The organism is Mycobacterium sp. NGS35, from assembly GCF_059812855.1.
This window is the reverse complement of sequence record NZ_JCALDL010000017.1, coordinates 34,440-48,195: the sequence shown is the minus strand read 5'-3', so window position 1 is coordinate 48,195 and position 13,756 is coordinate 34,440. Positions and strand designations below refer to the sequence as shown.

16 protein-coding genes are annotated in these 13,756 nt (G+C 64.5%); 7 read left to right on the top strand and 9 right to left on the bottom strand.

Annotated features, from left to right (window positions below; all coding sequences use genetic code 11):
* Positions 1–33 precede the first annotated feature (33 nt).
* Positions 34–1,215, top strand: a complete 1,182-nt coding sequence (locus AC5Y4C_RS20815) for a geranylgeranyl reductase family protein (protein ID WP_499964934.1) — start codon at positions 34–36, stop codon at positions 1,213–1,215.
* 79 nt (positions 1,216–1,294) lie between these two features.
* Positions 1,295–1,552 carry a hypothetical protein gene (locus tag AC5Y4C_RS20810; protein WP_499907950.1) on the top strand — a complete coding sequence of 86 codons (258 nt, stop codon included), beginning with the start codon at positions 1,295–1,297 and terminating at the stop codon, positions 1,550–1,552.
* A gap of 29 nt (positions 1,553–1,581) precedes the next feature.
* Here AC5Y4C_RS20810 and nrdE read toward each other — a convergent pair whose 3' ends face one another.
* The 4 genes from nrdE to AC5Y4C_RS20790 all read right to left on the bottom strand — a co-directional run bounded on the left by nrdE (position 1,582) and on the right by AC5Y4C_RS20790 (position 5,382).
* Positions 1,582–3,756 (bottom strand): class 1b ribonucleoside-diphosphate reductase subunit alpha, encoded by a 2,175-nt coding sequence (nrdE, locus tag AC5Y4C_RS20805; RefSeq protein WP_499964936.1) that lies wholly within the window; start codon positions 3,754–3,756, stop codon positions 1,582–1,584.
* On the bottom strand, positions 3,723–4,175 hold the full coding sequence (gene nrdI, locus AC5Y4C_RS20800; protein ID WP_499907948.1) for a class Ib ribonucleoside-diphosphate reductase assembly flavoprotein NrdI: 453 nt from the start codon (positions 4,173–4,175) through the stop codon (positions 3,723–3,725). Before nrdI ends, nrdE begins: the two co-directional genes overlap by 34 nt.
* Positions 4,176–4,203: 28 nt before the next feature.
* Positions 4,204–4,440 carry a redoxin NrdH gene (locus AC5Y4C_RS20795; protein ID WP_499907947.1) on the bottom strand — a complete coding sequence of 79 codons (237 nt, stop codon included), beginning with the start codon at positions 4,438–4,440 and terminating at the stop codon, positions 4,204–4,206.
* A gap of 399 nt (positions 4,441–4,839) precedes the next feature.
* Positions 4,840–5,382 carry an NAD(P)H-dependent oxidoreductase gene (locus tag AC5Y4C_RS20790; protein ID WP_499964937.1) on the bottom strand — a complete coding sequence of 181 codons (543 nt, stop codon included), beginning with the start codon at positions 5,380–5,382 and terminating at the stop codon, positions 4,840–4,842.
* An 87-nt stretch (positions 5,383–5,469) separates the two neighbouring features.
* On the opposite strand from AC5Y4C_RS20790, the gene AC5Y4C_RS20785 reads away from it, so the two are divergent.
* Entirely contained in the window at positions 5,470–6,072 is a 603-nt protein-coding gene (locus tag AC5Y4C_RS20785; protein ID WP_499964939.1) for a TetR/AcrR family transcriptional regulator, read from the top strand.
* Positions 6,073–6,100: 28 nt separating this feature from the next.
* Positions 6,101–7,168 carry a DNA polymerase IV gene (locus AC5Y4C_RS20780; RefSeq protein ID WP_499951510.1) on the top strand — a complete coding sequence of 356 codons (1,068 nt, stop codon included), beginning with the start codon at positions 6,101–6,103 and terminating at the stop codon, positions 7,166–7,168.
* Here AC5Y4C_RS20780 and AC5Y4C_RS20775 read toward each other — a convergent pair.
* Together AC5Y4C_RS20775 and AC5Y4C_RS20770 are read right to left on the bottom strand one after the other, a co-directional pair.
* Positions 7,143–7,988, bottom strand: coding sequence for an SDR family oxidoreductase (locus tag AC5Y4C_RS20775; protein WP_499907943.1), 846 nt, complete (start codon positions 7,986–7,988; stop codon positions 7,143–7,145). The two genes, AC5Y4C_RS20780 and AC5Y4C_RS20775, sit on opposite strands and share 26 nt — an antisense overlap.
* 10 nt (positions 7,989–7,998) lie before the next feature.
* On the bottom strand, positions 7,999–8,640 hold the full coding sequence (locus AC5Y4C_RS20770) for a TetR/AcrR family transcriptional regulator (protein ID WP_499907942.1): 642 nt from the start codon (positions 8,638–8,640) through the stop codon (positions 7,999–8,001).
* A gap of 113 nt (positions 8,641–8,753) precedes the next feature.
* Between AC5Y4C_RS20770 and AC5Y4C_RS20765 the strand changes: the two genes are divergently transcribed.
* Entirely contained in the window at positions 8,754–10,241 is a 1,488-nt protein-coding gene (locus AC5Y4C_RS20765) for a cytochrome P450 (RefSeq protein ID WP_499951513.1), read from the top strand.
* A gap of 31 nt (positions 10,242–10,272) precedes the next feature.
* On the opposite strand, the gene AC5Y4C_RS20760 is transcribed toward AC5Y4C_RS20765, so the two are convergent.
* The 3 genes from AC5Y4C_RS20760 to AC5Y4C_RS20750 form a co-directional block, all read right to left on the bottom strand.
* A complete protein-coding gene (locus tag AC5Y4C_RS20760) occupies positions 10,273–10,824 on the bottom strand; it encodes a homocitrate synthase (RefSeq protein WP_499964942.1) in 552 nt (183 codons plus the stop codon).
* A gap of 156 nt (positions 10,825–10,980) precedes the next feature.
* Positions 10,981–11,382 (bottom strand): DUF302 domain-containing protein, encoded by a 402-nt coding sequence (locus AC5Y4C_RS20755; RefSeq protein ID WP_499907939.1) that lies wholly within the window; start codon positions 11,380–11,382, stop codon positions 10,981–10,983.
* Positions 11,383–11,421: 39 nt separating this feature from the next.
* A complete protein-coding gene (locus tag AC5Y4C_RS20750) occupies positions 11,422–12,474 on the bottom strand; it encodes a phosphotransferase family protein (protein ID WP_499951515.1) in 1,053 nt (350 codons plus the stop codon).
* A 103-nt stretch (positions 12,475–12,577) separates the two neighbouring features.
* On the opposite strand from AC5Y4C_RS20750, the gene AC5Y4C_RS20745 reads away from it, so the two are divergent.
* Positions 12,578–12,907, top strand: a complete 330-nt coding sequence (locus AC5Y4C_RS20745) for a hydrogenase maturation nickel metallochaperone HypA/HybF (protein WP_499908076.1) — start codon at positions 12,578–12,580, stop codon at positions 12,905–12,907.
* A gap of 1 nt (position 12,908) precedes the next feature.
* Complete coding sequence (gene hypB, locus AC5Y4C_RS20740) at positions 12,909–13,700, top strand: hydrogenase nickel incorporation protein HypB (protein ID WP_499951517.1); 792 nt, start codon at positions 12,909–12,911, stop codon at positions 13,698–13,700.
* Positions 13,701–13,756: the final 56 nt, after the last annotated feature.

Here is a 13,756-nt window from a genome sequence, read left to right as displayed (position 1 = left end):
CGGGATCAAATCCGATTACCGATTGCGAGATCGATGACGCAGCACTACGACCTGGTCATAGCAGGCGGCGGACCGTCCGGGTCGGCCGCAGCATGGCAGGCCGTGCAGGCCGGGGCCAATGTCGTGGTCTTGGACAAGGCCGAATTCCCGCGCGACAAGCCGTGCGGTGACGGCCTGACCGCCCGCGCGGTCAGCTATCTGCAGAAGATGGGCCTGGCCAGCGAAGTGGCCAAATTCCACCGCGTCAACAGGGTGACGGTCTTCAGCCCCAGCCAGTGGGAGCTGTCGTTCCCCAAGCGCCCGGGCATGCCTGATCACGGACACACCGTCAGCCGCACAGAACTCGACACACTGCTGCTCAAACACGCGGAGTCCGCTGGAGCCGAAGTGCGCCAATCGGCCGAGGTGACCGGACCGATCGTCGACGACAACGGCCGTGTTATCGGCGTGACGCTCAAGAGCGGCGAGAAGGTCTACGGCGATGCCGTGATCGCCGCTGACGGTGCGTACTCTCCGATCAAGCGCGCACTGAAGATCGACTCTGAATACAACGGATACTCGGCGATCGCGATTCGCTCGGAGATGTATGCGAACCGCCCTGACTCCGACAGCCTCGACATCTATCTGAAACTGGCCTTCCGGGGCGACCAATTGCCCGGCTACGGCTGGGTTTTCCCCATGGGCTCCGGCCGGTTCAACATCGGCCTGGGGTACGTGAACAGCTACAAGAACTGGCAGCAGATCAACGCCACCCAGTTTCTGGGCGAGTTCTTGCGGTCGCTGCCTGCCGAGTGGGAGCTGCCACCGATCGAGGAGCTCAAGAAGAACAAGAGTGTGCGGGCGTGGCGGCTGCCGATGGGCTTCACCGCGTGGCCGCCGTGGCGTCCGGGCGTGCTGTTCACGGGTGACTCCCTGGGTGCCGGCAAGCCGGCGTCCGGGGCGGGCATCTCCAAGGCGCTCGAATCAGGCTTGGCCGCAGGCGAATGCGCGGTGATGGCGCTGCAGAACGGCGGGCCCGACGACTTCATGAACTATGCGCTGCGCATGGAAGAGGCGTGGGGTCGGGAGTATCGCCGCGGCCGCTACTTCCACAAGCTGGCCGGCATCCCGGCCATCGCCAACGCCGGAATCAAGGTGCTCGACAACGGCCGCGTGCGCGACTTTCTGCTCAAGCGGATGTACAAGAAAGCGCAAGGCCCGCAGCACACCTACTGACTGGTGCCGAGTGGCCACTTAAGTCACGCTTTTTCGCGAAACGCGTGTATCAACTGCCCACTCGGCGCACCATTTCGGTATGCGGATGCGGGCAATCGTCGGTGCGGCAGTTGTGGGCGCTGGTGTGGCGTTGTCGGGCATCGGCTTGCCGACCGTTGCCACGGCCGACCCGGGGACTGGTCCGGCGGACCGTCAATGGTGTCCTGCCGAACAATTCGTGCCGTGTGAGTTCTGGCAGCAGCGGTTCTGGCAGTCCCCGCTGTGGCAGTCGCAGCTGTGGCAGAACCCGTGGATCAGGGTGCCGTGGCAGCAGACCGCCTCACCGAGGGTGAACTGAGCGAAGCGCTACCGTTAAGCGGCCGGCCTCTACAGCATGCAGCTGACGCAACCCTCGACTTCGGTTCCCTCCAAAGCCATTTGCCGCAACCGGATGTAGTACAGCGTCTTGATTCCCTTACGCCAGGCGTAGATCTGCGCCTTGTTCACATCCCGTGTGGTCGCCGTGTCCTTGAAGAACAACGTCAGGCTGAGGCCTTGGTCGACGTGCTGCGTGGCAGCGGCATAGGTGTCGATGATCTTCTCGTAGCCAATCTCGTATGCGTCCTCGTAGAACTCGAGGTTGTCGTTGGTCATGTAGGGCGCCGGGTAGTAAACCCGCCCGATCTTGCCCTCCTTGCGGATCTCGATTCTGCTCACGATCGGATGGATCGAGCTGGTCGAGTGGTTGATGTACGAGATCGACCCCGTCGGCGGCACCGCTTGCAGGTTCTGGTTGTAGATGCCGTGCTTTTGCACCGACGCCTTGAGCTCCCGCCAATCCGCTTGCGTCGGAATCGCAATGCCGGCGTCCGCGAACAGCTTTCGCACCTTCGACGTCTTCGGCTCCCACACCTGGTCGGTGTACTTGTCGAAGAACTCCCCCGACGCGTACTTCGACCGCTCGAAGCCCTTGAAGTGCGTGCCGCGTTCGATCGCGAGCTTGTTGGACGCCCGCAATGCGTGGTAGAGCACCGTGTAGAAGTAGATGTTGGTGAAGTCGATGCCCTCTTCGGACCCGTAGTAGATCCGCTCGCGCGCCAAATACCCGTGCAGGTTCATCTGCCCGAGCCCGATCGCGTGAGAGTCGTTGTTGCCCTGTTCGATTGACGGCACCGACTTGATCGACGTCTGATCGCTCACCGCCGTCAACGCCCGGATAGCCACCTCGATGGTCTGCGCAAAATCCGGCGAGTCCATGGCCTTGGCGATGTTCAGCGACCCGAGGTTGCACGAGATGTCTTTGCCGACCCTCTTGTACGTCAGATCCTCGTTGAACTCCGAGGGCGTCGACACCTGCAGGATCTCCGAGCACAGGTTGGAGTGCGTGATCTTGCCCTCGATCGGGTTGGCCCGGTTCACCGTGTCCTCGAACATGATGTACGGATAGCCGGACTCGAACTGCAGCTCCGCCAGCGTCTGGAAGAACTCGCGCGCTTTGATCTTGCTCTTGCGGATTCGCGCGTCGTCGACCATCTCGTAGTACTTCTCGGTGACCGAGATGTCCGCGAACGGCACGCCGTACACCCGCTCGACGTCGTAGGGCGAGAACAGGTACATGTCCTCGTTCTTCTTGGCCAGCTCGAACGTGATGTCGGGAATCACCACACCCAGCGACAGCGTCTTGATGCGGATCTTCTCGTCGGCGTTCTCCCGCTTGGTGTCCAAGAAGCGGTAGATGTCGGGGTGGTGGGCATGCAGATACACCGCACCTGCACCCTGGCGCGCACCGAGCTGGTTCGCGTAGGAGAACGAGTCCTCGAGCAGCTTCATGATCGGGATGACGCCCGAGCTCTGGTTCTCGATGTTCTTGATCGGCGCGCCGTGCTCGCGAATGTTGGTGAGCAGCAACGCAACTCCACCGCCACGCTTCGACAACTGCAGCGCCGAGTTGATGGCCCGGCCGATGGACTCCATGCAATCCTCGACGCGAAGGAGAAAGCACGAAACTGGCTCGCCGCGTTGCTTTTTGCCCGAGTTGAGGAACGTCGGAGTCGCCGGCTGGAATCGGCCGTCGATGATCTCGTCGACCAGTTTCTCCGCCAAGTCGGTGTCGCCCGCTGCGAGCGTCAACGCCACCATGCACACCCGGTCTTCGAACCGCTCGAGGTACCGCTTTCCGTCGAATGTCTTCAGCGTGTAGGAGGTGTAGTACTTGAACGCGCCGAGAAACGTCGGGAACCGAAACTTCTTGGCATAGGCGCGGTCGAACAGCGACTTGACGAACTCCCGCGAGTACTGCTCGAGCACCTCGGCTTCGTAGTAGTTCTCCTCCACGAGATAGTCCAGCTTCTCGTCGAGGTTGTGGAAGAACACCGTGTTCTGGTTGACGTGCTGCAGGAAGTACTGGCGCGCGGCCTGCACGTCCTTGTCGAACTGAATCTTGCCGTCGGGCCCGTACAGATTCAGCATCGCGTTCAGCGCGTGGTAATCCGTCTCCGTCGACGGATGCCCCGCGCTGGACGTGGCCGCTACAGGCTCTGCAGTTGTGACGGTTGGTGGCACGTTGCGTCCTTCCAGAACTCAGCCAGGCCCGCACGGACGGCGTGCACGTCCTCGTCGGTGCCCATCAATTCAAAGCGGTAGAGATACGGCACCTTGCACTTGCGTGACACGACGTCGCCCGCATAGCAGTACTCCGCGCCGAAGTTGGTGTTGCCGGCCGCGATGACTCCGCGCAACAGCGACCGATTGTGTTCGTCGTTGAGGAAGGCGATGACCTGCTTGGGCACGTAGCCGCCGGCACCGATGTCCGGCGTCGCGCGGCCTCCGCCGTAGGTGGGCAGGACCAGCACGTAAGGCTGGTCCACCCGGATCCGCCCGTGCAGTGGAATCCGGGTGGCCGGCAACCCGAGCTTCTGCACGAACCGGTGGGTGTTCTCCGAGACGCTGGAGAAGTACACCAACCCGCCGTGCGGACTCACCTGAACCTCCTTCGCTACGGCCTCGGCGTCAGGCGCTGAGCGCGCCCGCCAGAGCCTTGATGCGGTCCGGCCGGAAACCCGACCAGTGCTCGCTGCCCGCCACCACCACCGGTGCCTGCAGGTATCCCAGAGCCATCACGTAGTCGCGCGCCTCGCTGTCGAGGCTGATGTCCACGACGTCGTAAGAGATGCCCTGCTTGTCCAGCGCCTTATAGGTGGCGTTGCACTGCACGCATGCGGGCTTGGTGTACACGGTGATCGTCATCGGCGGTACGGCTCCTCAGCGAAAGTTGACACGGACACTCGAAACCAAGAGCCCAGGGGCTCAGCGGACCGCCGGACTCCGAGATTTCGACGGGTCTGGGGCCGATCTGCACCGGGGCTTTCACCACCGGATCCTCGTTCCCGTCGACCCGAACATCTCGGCGTCTGTCGGTGCTTGGGACACTACACCTAGTGTCCCACAAAGCGAGGACATACAACATATTCGAAACCACATTGATGAAATTCCCTGGTCGTAAGCCGGTGCGTGAGCCCGGCCACGGCGTGTCGCGCCGCGTTCGGCGTGTCGCTCGGGCAGCATGACGACAGGTCTACCACCGGGCACCGACAAGTTGGTCGCCGACGCTCCGCAGCGTCGGCGACCATCCGCATAGCAAACTAGTTAGCCAGACTCAGCAACAAGCTTCCGCAGCACGTCGTGAACGTTGGCCACGAGCGCGGCGTTCTCCCCGGGATGTTTGCCGTCCAGCGATCCGATCGGCACCGACAGTGCCAGCGCGTCGACGATGTTGGCGCCGGCGATGCCGAACGACTTGCGCGTTTCGTCGTGCGCCCACACCCCGCCGTAGCGGCCGAGTGCTGCACCGATCACCGCGACGGGCTTGCCGGCGACTGCACTTTGGCCGTACGGCCGCGACAACCAGTCGATCGCATTCTTGACCACGGCCGGGATGCCGCCGTTGTATTCGGGGGTGATCACCAACAGGGCGTCGGCGTCGGCAACCGCGGCGCGCAGCCTGCCGGCCGCCGCCGGCGCCGTTTGGCCGTCGATGTCTTCGTTGTAGAACGGCAGCTCGCCGAGCCCCTCGTACAGCGTCACGGCAGCACCTTGCGGCGCATTGGCTGCCGCGAGCTCGGCGATCTGACGGTTGACCGAGGCGGCGCGCAGGCTTCCGACCAAGACCAGCACCCTGATGTCCGACATGTGATGATCCTTCCGCCGTTCGAGTCGATCCTCGCATGCCCTAACCGGACCACAGTCCGAATTGTTCCAGCTGAGTTAAAGTCAAGCATGGTCGCCGCCCACGAGCCGCTGCGCGTCTCAGACCAGACCACACAGGAACGCGGCGACGCTGCCCGCAATCGCGAACTGCTGTTGGGTGCGGCGCGGCGGCTCATCGCCGAGCGCGGCCCGGATGCGGTGAAGATGGACGACATCGCCGCCGAGGCGGGCGTCGGCAAGGGCACACTGTTCCGCCGATTCGGCAGCCGCGCCGGGTTGATGGTCGTGCTGCTCGACGAGGACGAGCAGGCGCTCCAGCGGGCCTTTCTGTCCGGCCCGCCGCCGCTGGGGCCCGGCGCGCCTGCGCTGGACCGCCTGCTGGCATACGGCCGCGCGCGGTTGACTTTCGTCGCCGAGCACCTCGGCGTGCTGTGCGACGCTGCCCGCGACCCGCAGACCCGCTACAACGCGCCGGCCACCCTGCATCGCACCCATGTCCGCGTTCTGCTCGAGGCGGCCGGAACAACCGGAAGTCTCGACGCCCAGGCCGACGCGCTTTTAGCGCTTCTCGAGCCCGGTTATGTCGCTCATCAGCTGCGCGACGCCGGCTTGGCGCTCGACACCCTCGGGGACCGTTGGGAAGACGTCGCGCGCAAGTTGTGCGGACGATGAGCGCTCGCGCGAAGAGCAGACGGCACCGATGACGAATTCGCCGCGCTGGATTCTGCATGTCGACCTCGACCAGTTCCTCGCGGCCGTCGAGGAGCGGCGCCATCCCGAACTAGCGGGATTGCCGGTCATCGTCGGCGGCAGCGGAGACCCGACAGAGCCGCGCAAAGTCGTCACCTGCGCGTCGTACGCGGCCCGCGAGTTCGGCGTGCATGCGGGGATGCCGCTGCGCACCGCGGCGCGCAAGTGCCCAGATGCGACGTTCCTGCCGTCGGATCCCGCCGCCTATGACGCCGCCTCCGAAGAGGTGATGAACCTGTTGCGCAACTTGGGTTTTCCGGTCGAGGTGTGGGGCTGGGACGAGGCGTATGTGGGCGCCGACGTGGATGACCCGGTGGAGCTGGCCGAGCGCATCCGCGCGACGATCGCCGCGGAGGCGCAGCTGTCGTGTTCGGTCGGCATCAGCGACAACAAGCAACGCGCGAAGGTGGCGACCGGATTCGCCAAGCCGGGCGGCATCTTCGCGCTCACCGATGCGAACTGGATGGCGGTGATGGGCGACCGCGCGGTCGACGCACTGTGGGGCGTCGGCCCGAAAACCGCCAAAAGGCTTGCGGCGATGGGGATTACGTCAGTTTCCCAACTCGCTGCGACGGACGCCGACGCACTTACGTGCGCCTTCGGCCCGACAATCGGGCTGTGGTTGCTGTTGTTGGCCAAGGGTGGTGGCGACACCACCGTGAGCGCCAAACCGTGGATCCCGCGATCGCGCAGCCACGTGATCACCTTTCCGCGCGACTTGACCGATCGCACCGAAATGGACGCAGCGATAGCCGATTTGGCGCGTCGCACACTCGCCGAGGTGACTGCGGAGTCGCGGATCGTCACGCGTGTCGCTGTCACCGTCCGCACGTCGACGTTCTTCACCCGCACCAAGATCCGCAAGCTGCCGAAGCCGACGGTCGACCCCGACGTGGTCGTGCCGGCGGCATTGGGTGTCCTCGACCTCTTCGAGCTGGACCGGCCGGTGCGGCTGTTGGGCGTGCGCCTGGAGTTGGCGGCGCCCGCGCCGATCACGTCCGCGGCATCACGCGGGTGAAGGTGTCGTTGGCCACTCGCATTGCGATGCTGTACGGCCACCACGCAAACCGCTTGAACATGTACAGCGCGCGTATGTCGTTGGAGGTGTAGATCAGGAAGCGGTTCTTGCGAACTCCGGCCAGTATTTTGTCGGCGACCGCCTCCGGCGCGACTGCATGCCCGGTGAACCGACTGACCAAGCGCTGCACCCGCGGGTTGTTCCGGTCGACACCGGCGATCTCCACCGTATTCACCAGGGGGGTGTTGACAGCTCCTGGCACCACCACCGACACACCGATCCGGTGGCGCGCGAGGTCGAAGCGCAACACCTCAGACAACCCCCGCAGTCCGAATTTGCTTGCGCTGTAAGCGGAATGCCACGGCAATGCCACCAACCCAGCAGCCGACGATACGTTCACCAGATGCCCGCCGCGACCCGCGGCCACCATCGGCGGCACGAACGTCTCGATCACGTGGATCGGCCCCATGAGGTTGATCGAAATCATCGAGCTCCACTGGTCGTGGGTGAGCTGGTCGACGGTCCCCCATGCCGACACGCCCGCGATGTTCATGACGATGTCCATGCTCGGATGGGCCGTGTGGATGTCGGCGGCGAAGCGGGCGACTTCGTCATAGTCGGATATGTCGAGCGCGCGGTGCTCGGCCACCGTGGCGCCCAGTGCGCGGGCGTCGGCGACGGTGGTGGCGAGGCCGTCCGCGTCACGGTCGGTGAGGTACAACTCGGCGCCGTCGGCCGCCAACTTCAGTGCGGTCGCCCGGCCGATGCCGCTGGCCGCGCCTGTCAAGAAAACCCGTTTTCCTGCGAACCCCTGCGCCACGGGCGTGACCCTACCGGGTATCGCCCGCACCGCCCCACAGTGCCGCGAGCCACAGCCGTTCGAGCACTCGCAGCCCACGTTGCACGTCGCGGTCCGGGCCCAGGAAGGTCGCGTCGCCGGAGAGCATCAGCGCCGTAGCTGCACCGAGAGTGCGTACCAATGCCGGTATGTCGTCACTGATAGGCCGCGCCGTGCCGGCCGCGCATTCGGCCTCGACGACGCGCACGATCTGGTCGATCACGGTGTCGATCTGACCGTCGAGGATCTCGCGGATCTTGGCGTCGGTATTGCGGGCGTTGTTGCACGCCGTCATCACCGGATCGTTGTGCGCGAAAACCGCGGCGGCGCTGCCGACCATCCGCGTGGCGAACTCGGCCGGCGTCTCGTCGGCGCCCCGCGGCGCGAAGTAGTGCGTGAGCTCCTCGAGCTCATGTGTGGCCTCGGCCAGGATCAGGGCCAGCACGTCGTATTTCGAGTCGAAGTAGAAGTAGAACCCGGACCTGGCGATGCCGGCCCGCTCGCTGATCGCACTGACCGACAAGTCCGCAAAGGACTGCTCCTGCAACAGTTCTCGGACCGCGGTGACGATCGCCTCGCGCTGCCGGTCGCCGCGGCTGCGGCGGGCGGCCGACTGTGCGGGCTCAGCAGTCATGACTTGCACTGTTCCATCACCGCTGGTCGACGACAAACTTGACAGCCGTCAAGTATGCCCGTCAGGATAAAGCCGAGTGACCTCGACCACACACTTCAACGGCGGGAGAACGCATGGCGACCATCAGTACCCGGGATTATTTGATCGATCAGGCGAAGCGCCGGTTGACGCCATCGTTCAACAACTTCCCTGGCATGGGTGCGGTCGAACGCAAACTTCTCCAAACAAATTTCCCGCAGAAAAAGCTTGCCGATCCGCCGCCGGGCAGCGGGCTGAAGCCGGTCGTGGGCGACGCGGGACTGCCCATCCTCGGGCACATGATCGAAATGCTGCGCGGCGGCCCGGACTACATGCTGCATCTGTACAGGACCAAAGGCCCCGTCGTGTTCGGCGATTCGCCGGTGCTGCCCGGTGTCGCGGCGCTGGGGCCGGACGCCGCGCAGGTCATCTATTCCAACCGCAACAAGGATTACTCGCAGCAGGGCTGGGTACCGGTGATCGGCCCGTTCTTCCACCGCGGGCTGATGCTGCTCGATTTCGACGAGCACATGTATCACCGGCGGATCATGCAGGAGGCGTTCGTCCGCTCCCGGCTCGTCGGCTATGTCGAGCAGATGGACAAGGTCGTGTCTCAGGTCGTCGTGCGGGACTGGGTGGCCAATGACGCGCGGTTTCTGCTGTATCCGGCGATGAAGGAGCTGACCCTCGACATCGCGTCGATGGTGTTCATGGGCCACGAACCGGGCACCGACAAAGAGCTGGTGACCAAGGTGAACAACGCGTTTGCCGTAACCACCCGCGCAGGAAACGCGATCATCCGCACCAGCGTGCCGCCGTTCAAGTGGTGGCGCGGACTGCGGGCGCGCCGGCTCCTGGAGAACTATTTCGAAGAGCGGGTCGCCGAACGCCGCGGCAAGGAAGGCAACGACCTGCTGACCGTGCTGTGCCAGACCGAAGACGAAGACGGCAACCGGTTCTCTGACGAGGACATCGTCAACCACATGATCTTCTTGATGATGGCCGCACACGACACGTCCACGTCGACCGCGACGACGATGGTGTACAACCTTGCGGCGCACCCAGAATGGCAGGATCGCTGCCGCGACGAATCGGACCGGCTTGGCGACGGGCCGCTGGACATCGACTCACTGGAGAAGCTGGAGTCGCTGGACCTTGTGATGAACGAGTCGATCCGGTTGGTGACGCCTGTGCAGTGGGCCATGCGCCAGACCGTGCGGGACACCGACCTGCTGGGCTACTACATTCCCGAGGGCACCCAGGTCATCGCGTACCCGGGGATGAATCACCGGCTGCCCGAGATCTGGACGGACCCCCTGAAGTTCGATCCGGAGCGCTTCACCGAACCGCGCAACGAGCACAAGCGGCACCGCTACGCGTTCACCCCGTTCGGCGGTGGCGCGCACAAGTGCATCGGCATGGTGTTCGGCCAGCTGGAGATCAAGACGATCTTGCACCGGCTGCTGCGCCACTACCGGCTCGAGCTGCCACGGCCCGACTACAAGGCTCGCTGGGATTACGCGGGCATGCCGGTGCCGATGGACGGCATGCCGATCGTGCTGCGGCCGCTCACCGGCCGGTGATTTCGGCGCTTGTCGCTTTGCGCGCAAGCGCTCATCGACGCCGCCAGGTGAACTTCTTCGCGTCGACGTCGAGCTCGGTGTACCACGCGACCGACATCAAGCGATTGGCGCACGCGATGATCGCGCGCAGCGCCGACTCGGTCTTGTCCTCCGCCCAGCCCATTGCCCATTGGACGTGCTGGCCGTCGGTGCCTTGGATGAACGTGGCGGTGTGGGTTCCGGACTCGAGCTGGTGGAAGCGCAGCATGTCGATGAAGATCCCGCAGCCGAACAACATAGAGATCAATGCGTCGACGGCCCCGGTGGACGCGACGGTGGTGGTCTCGATGCGGTCGCCGATCGCAAAGGTCGCGTGATAGATCCGCGGCTGAGGTCCGAGCCGGGTGGCCGGCTTGTCGGCATCCGCACAGGTGAACGAACCGAGCCGCAGCGGGCCGGAGACGGGACTGTAGGTGGCGGTGAATGTCTCCCACGACATGTGCTCGGCGTCCTCGCGAAGCCCCCGCGGCAGGGGAACGCGAAAACGGCTCGACGGTGAGTCGTAGGCGTGAGCCGCGGTGTCGGTGCTCGGTGAAGGTGTCATGGGTGCCGGTCCTCGGATCGAAGGAAGATGACCGACGTAGTAGCTCGACCCACAGCGGGGGGTCGGCCTGAATCAGACCCCGCTGCGGGCCGCTACTACGAGAAGCCTAGGCACGTCGCCGACAATAGACGCTGCTGCGCAGTCGGTGCAACCGAATCAGCTGGTAGCTAGCGAATCGATGGCATCCTGCAGCTTCTTCGTAACCTCGTCGGCGACTGGTTGCAGGCCGGCGTTTTCGGTGACGTCCACCAGGACCTTCGGGTTCATTGCCTCAACCAGTACTGTGCCCGGGGTGTCGGGGTCTTCTCGCACGACGACATTGCACGGCAGTAGCAGGCCGATCTGGCGATCGGCATCGACGGCTCGATGTGCCAGCGGTGGGTTGCACGCCCCCAGGATGAGGTAGGCCTCCATGTCGACGCCGATCTTCTCCTTGAGCGTCGACTTGACGTCGATCTCGGTGAGTACCCCGAACCCGTTCTGGGCGAGCGCAGCCCGGGTCTTTTCGACTGCATCCTCGAACGACGTGCGCAGCGCGGTTGACAAAGCAATGTTCACGTTCATCACCGTAGCTCTCTGACGCCCTCGTCAGCAGACCTACGAAGCGAGAAGATCTCGGCCCGACGCGATCTGATTGCCCAGGGTCACAAGGTGAATGGCGGCGGCGTGCAGGTACTCGCCGGCCTCGCGAGTGGCCTGCCCTTGGAGATAGCGCACCCAGGTCCCTTCGATCACCGTGCCGAGCTTGAAGCACGCCAGCGCCAGATACCAGGGCAGGTAATCGGTGCGACGGCCGCCGGCCACGTGGTAGGCCTCGAGCAGCTCGCGACGGCTGGCCAAACCGCCGAGCGCAGCCAACGCCTTACCACTGCCCAGTGGGTCGGCATCGCTGGGCCAGCACACCAGCATCCAGCCGAGGTCCAACAGCGGATCGCCGACCGTGCACATCTCCCAGTCGACGAACGCCGCCACCTCTGGCCGGTCGCGACGCAACAACACGTTGTTGAGGTGAGCATCGCCATGCATGACGCCCGGAGCGGAATCCGGTGGCTGGTTGTCCTCCAGCCAATCCGCGAGCCGATCGACACCAGGCAGCGCATCGTGCGGGTAGTTGGGCTGCTGACGGTAGGCCTCGACGAAGCCGCGAAATTGCGGAACTTGGCGTGCCACAAAGGATCCCGGTCGTTTGAGCGCGGCCAGCGGGCTGCCTTCCCATGGCACCTGGCCGAGGGTGGCCAGACCCGCCGCGTAATGCAGGCCGACGTCGTGGCGAAACTTCGGCTTGTCGACGTAGGTCGGGGCCACCTCAGTGCCGGGGTTGAACCCGTCGACGTAGGCCATGAGGTAGAACACCACCCCCAGAACGTCCAGATCTTCACAGCCACAGACGAATTCGGGATGCGGTACGCCAGTGCCCGCGAGCGTGCGGAGCACCGCGATCTCGCGCTGCATGGTCTTGTTACTGGTCGGCCGCGGATGTGCCGGCGGGCGGCGCAACACCATCCGGCGTCCGTCGACGCGCAGTCCCACCACAATGTTCTGAGTGCCCCCGGCAAGCGGTGTCACGTCGGTGACCTCTGACCCGATGCCGTGCTCCCGTATCCAGTTCCGCAGCACCGCGAGGTCCTCGTCGGTAAGCGATTCCGCCATCGCACGATCGTAAGCACGCTCGGGGCCGCGCGGCGGGAAGCGCCATTGTGCACAGGCGCAGCACGGTCCTATCGTGAGGATCATCGGGGCGACGGAGCGGGCGATGCACGAGATGGCCATCACTGAGAGCGTGGTCGACACCGTCTGCGAACACGCCGGAGGCCGGCGCGTGCACAGCGTCCGGGTGCAAGTCGGCGCGCTGTGCGCCGTGGTTCCCGACTCCATGCAGTTCTGTTTCGGCTTGGCCACTGAAGGCACCGTTGCCGAAGGAGCGCGGCTGGATCTCGATCTGCAGCCCGCGTTGGCGCGGTGCCGCGCCTGCGGCGCCGAGTTCGGCGTCGACGACCTGATCTTGCTGTGCGGATGCGGCAGCGCCGACGTCGAAGTGCTTGCCGGACGCGAACTGCGGATTCTCTCGATGGAAGTGAGCTGACATGTGCGCTACCTGTGGATGCGGCGACGACGGTGCAGTCATCACCGTCGCCGGCGAGACCGGCCACCACCACCCGCACAGCCATGACCATCACCACGATCACCCCCACGAGCATGGGCCGGCGACGCACACCATCTCGCTGGAACAGAAAGTCCTAGCCAAGAACGACGAGCTCGCGGAGCGGAACCGAAAATGGTTGGCGCAGCGCAACATTGCCGCCTTCAACCTCACCAGTTCCCCCGGCGCCGGCAAGACCACTCTGCTGGAGCGCACTATTCGCGAGCTGCAGGGCCGGCGACCGGTCGCCGTCATCGAGGGTGACCAGGAGACGTTGCTGGACGCCGAACGCATCCGCGCCACCGGCTGCCGCGTGGTTCAGGTCAACACCGGCGCCGGGTGTCACCTCGACGCCGAGATGACCCGCCGTGCGCTGGAAAGCCTGGCACCAGAGCCCAACTCGGTGGTGTTCATCGAGAACGTCGGCAATCTGGTCTGCCCGGCCCTGTTCGACCTGGGCGAGCAAACCAAAGTCGTCGTCATTTCGGTGACAGAAGGCGCCGACAAACCGCTGAAGTATCCCCATATGTTCTCTGCCGCCGGACTCGTCCTGATCAACAAGACCGACTTACTCCCCTATGTCGATTTCGATCTTGATGTCTGCGCATCGTATGCGCGGTCGATCAACCCGAATGTCGACATCATCCCGGTGTCGGCCACGACGGGTGACGGCGCCTCTGCGTGGTACGCGTGGATTGACGCTCACGCAAACAACTATTGCGAAACTGGACGTTGACAAGTCTTTGCTCCGGGAGTAGACCCAGAAACTAGCGCCACGCAAGTGGGCCGATG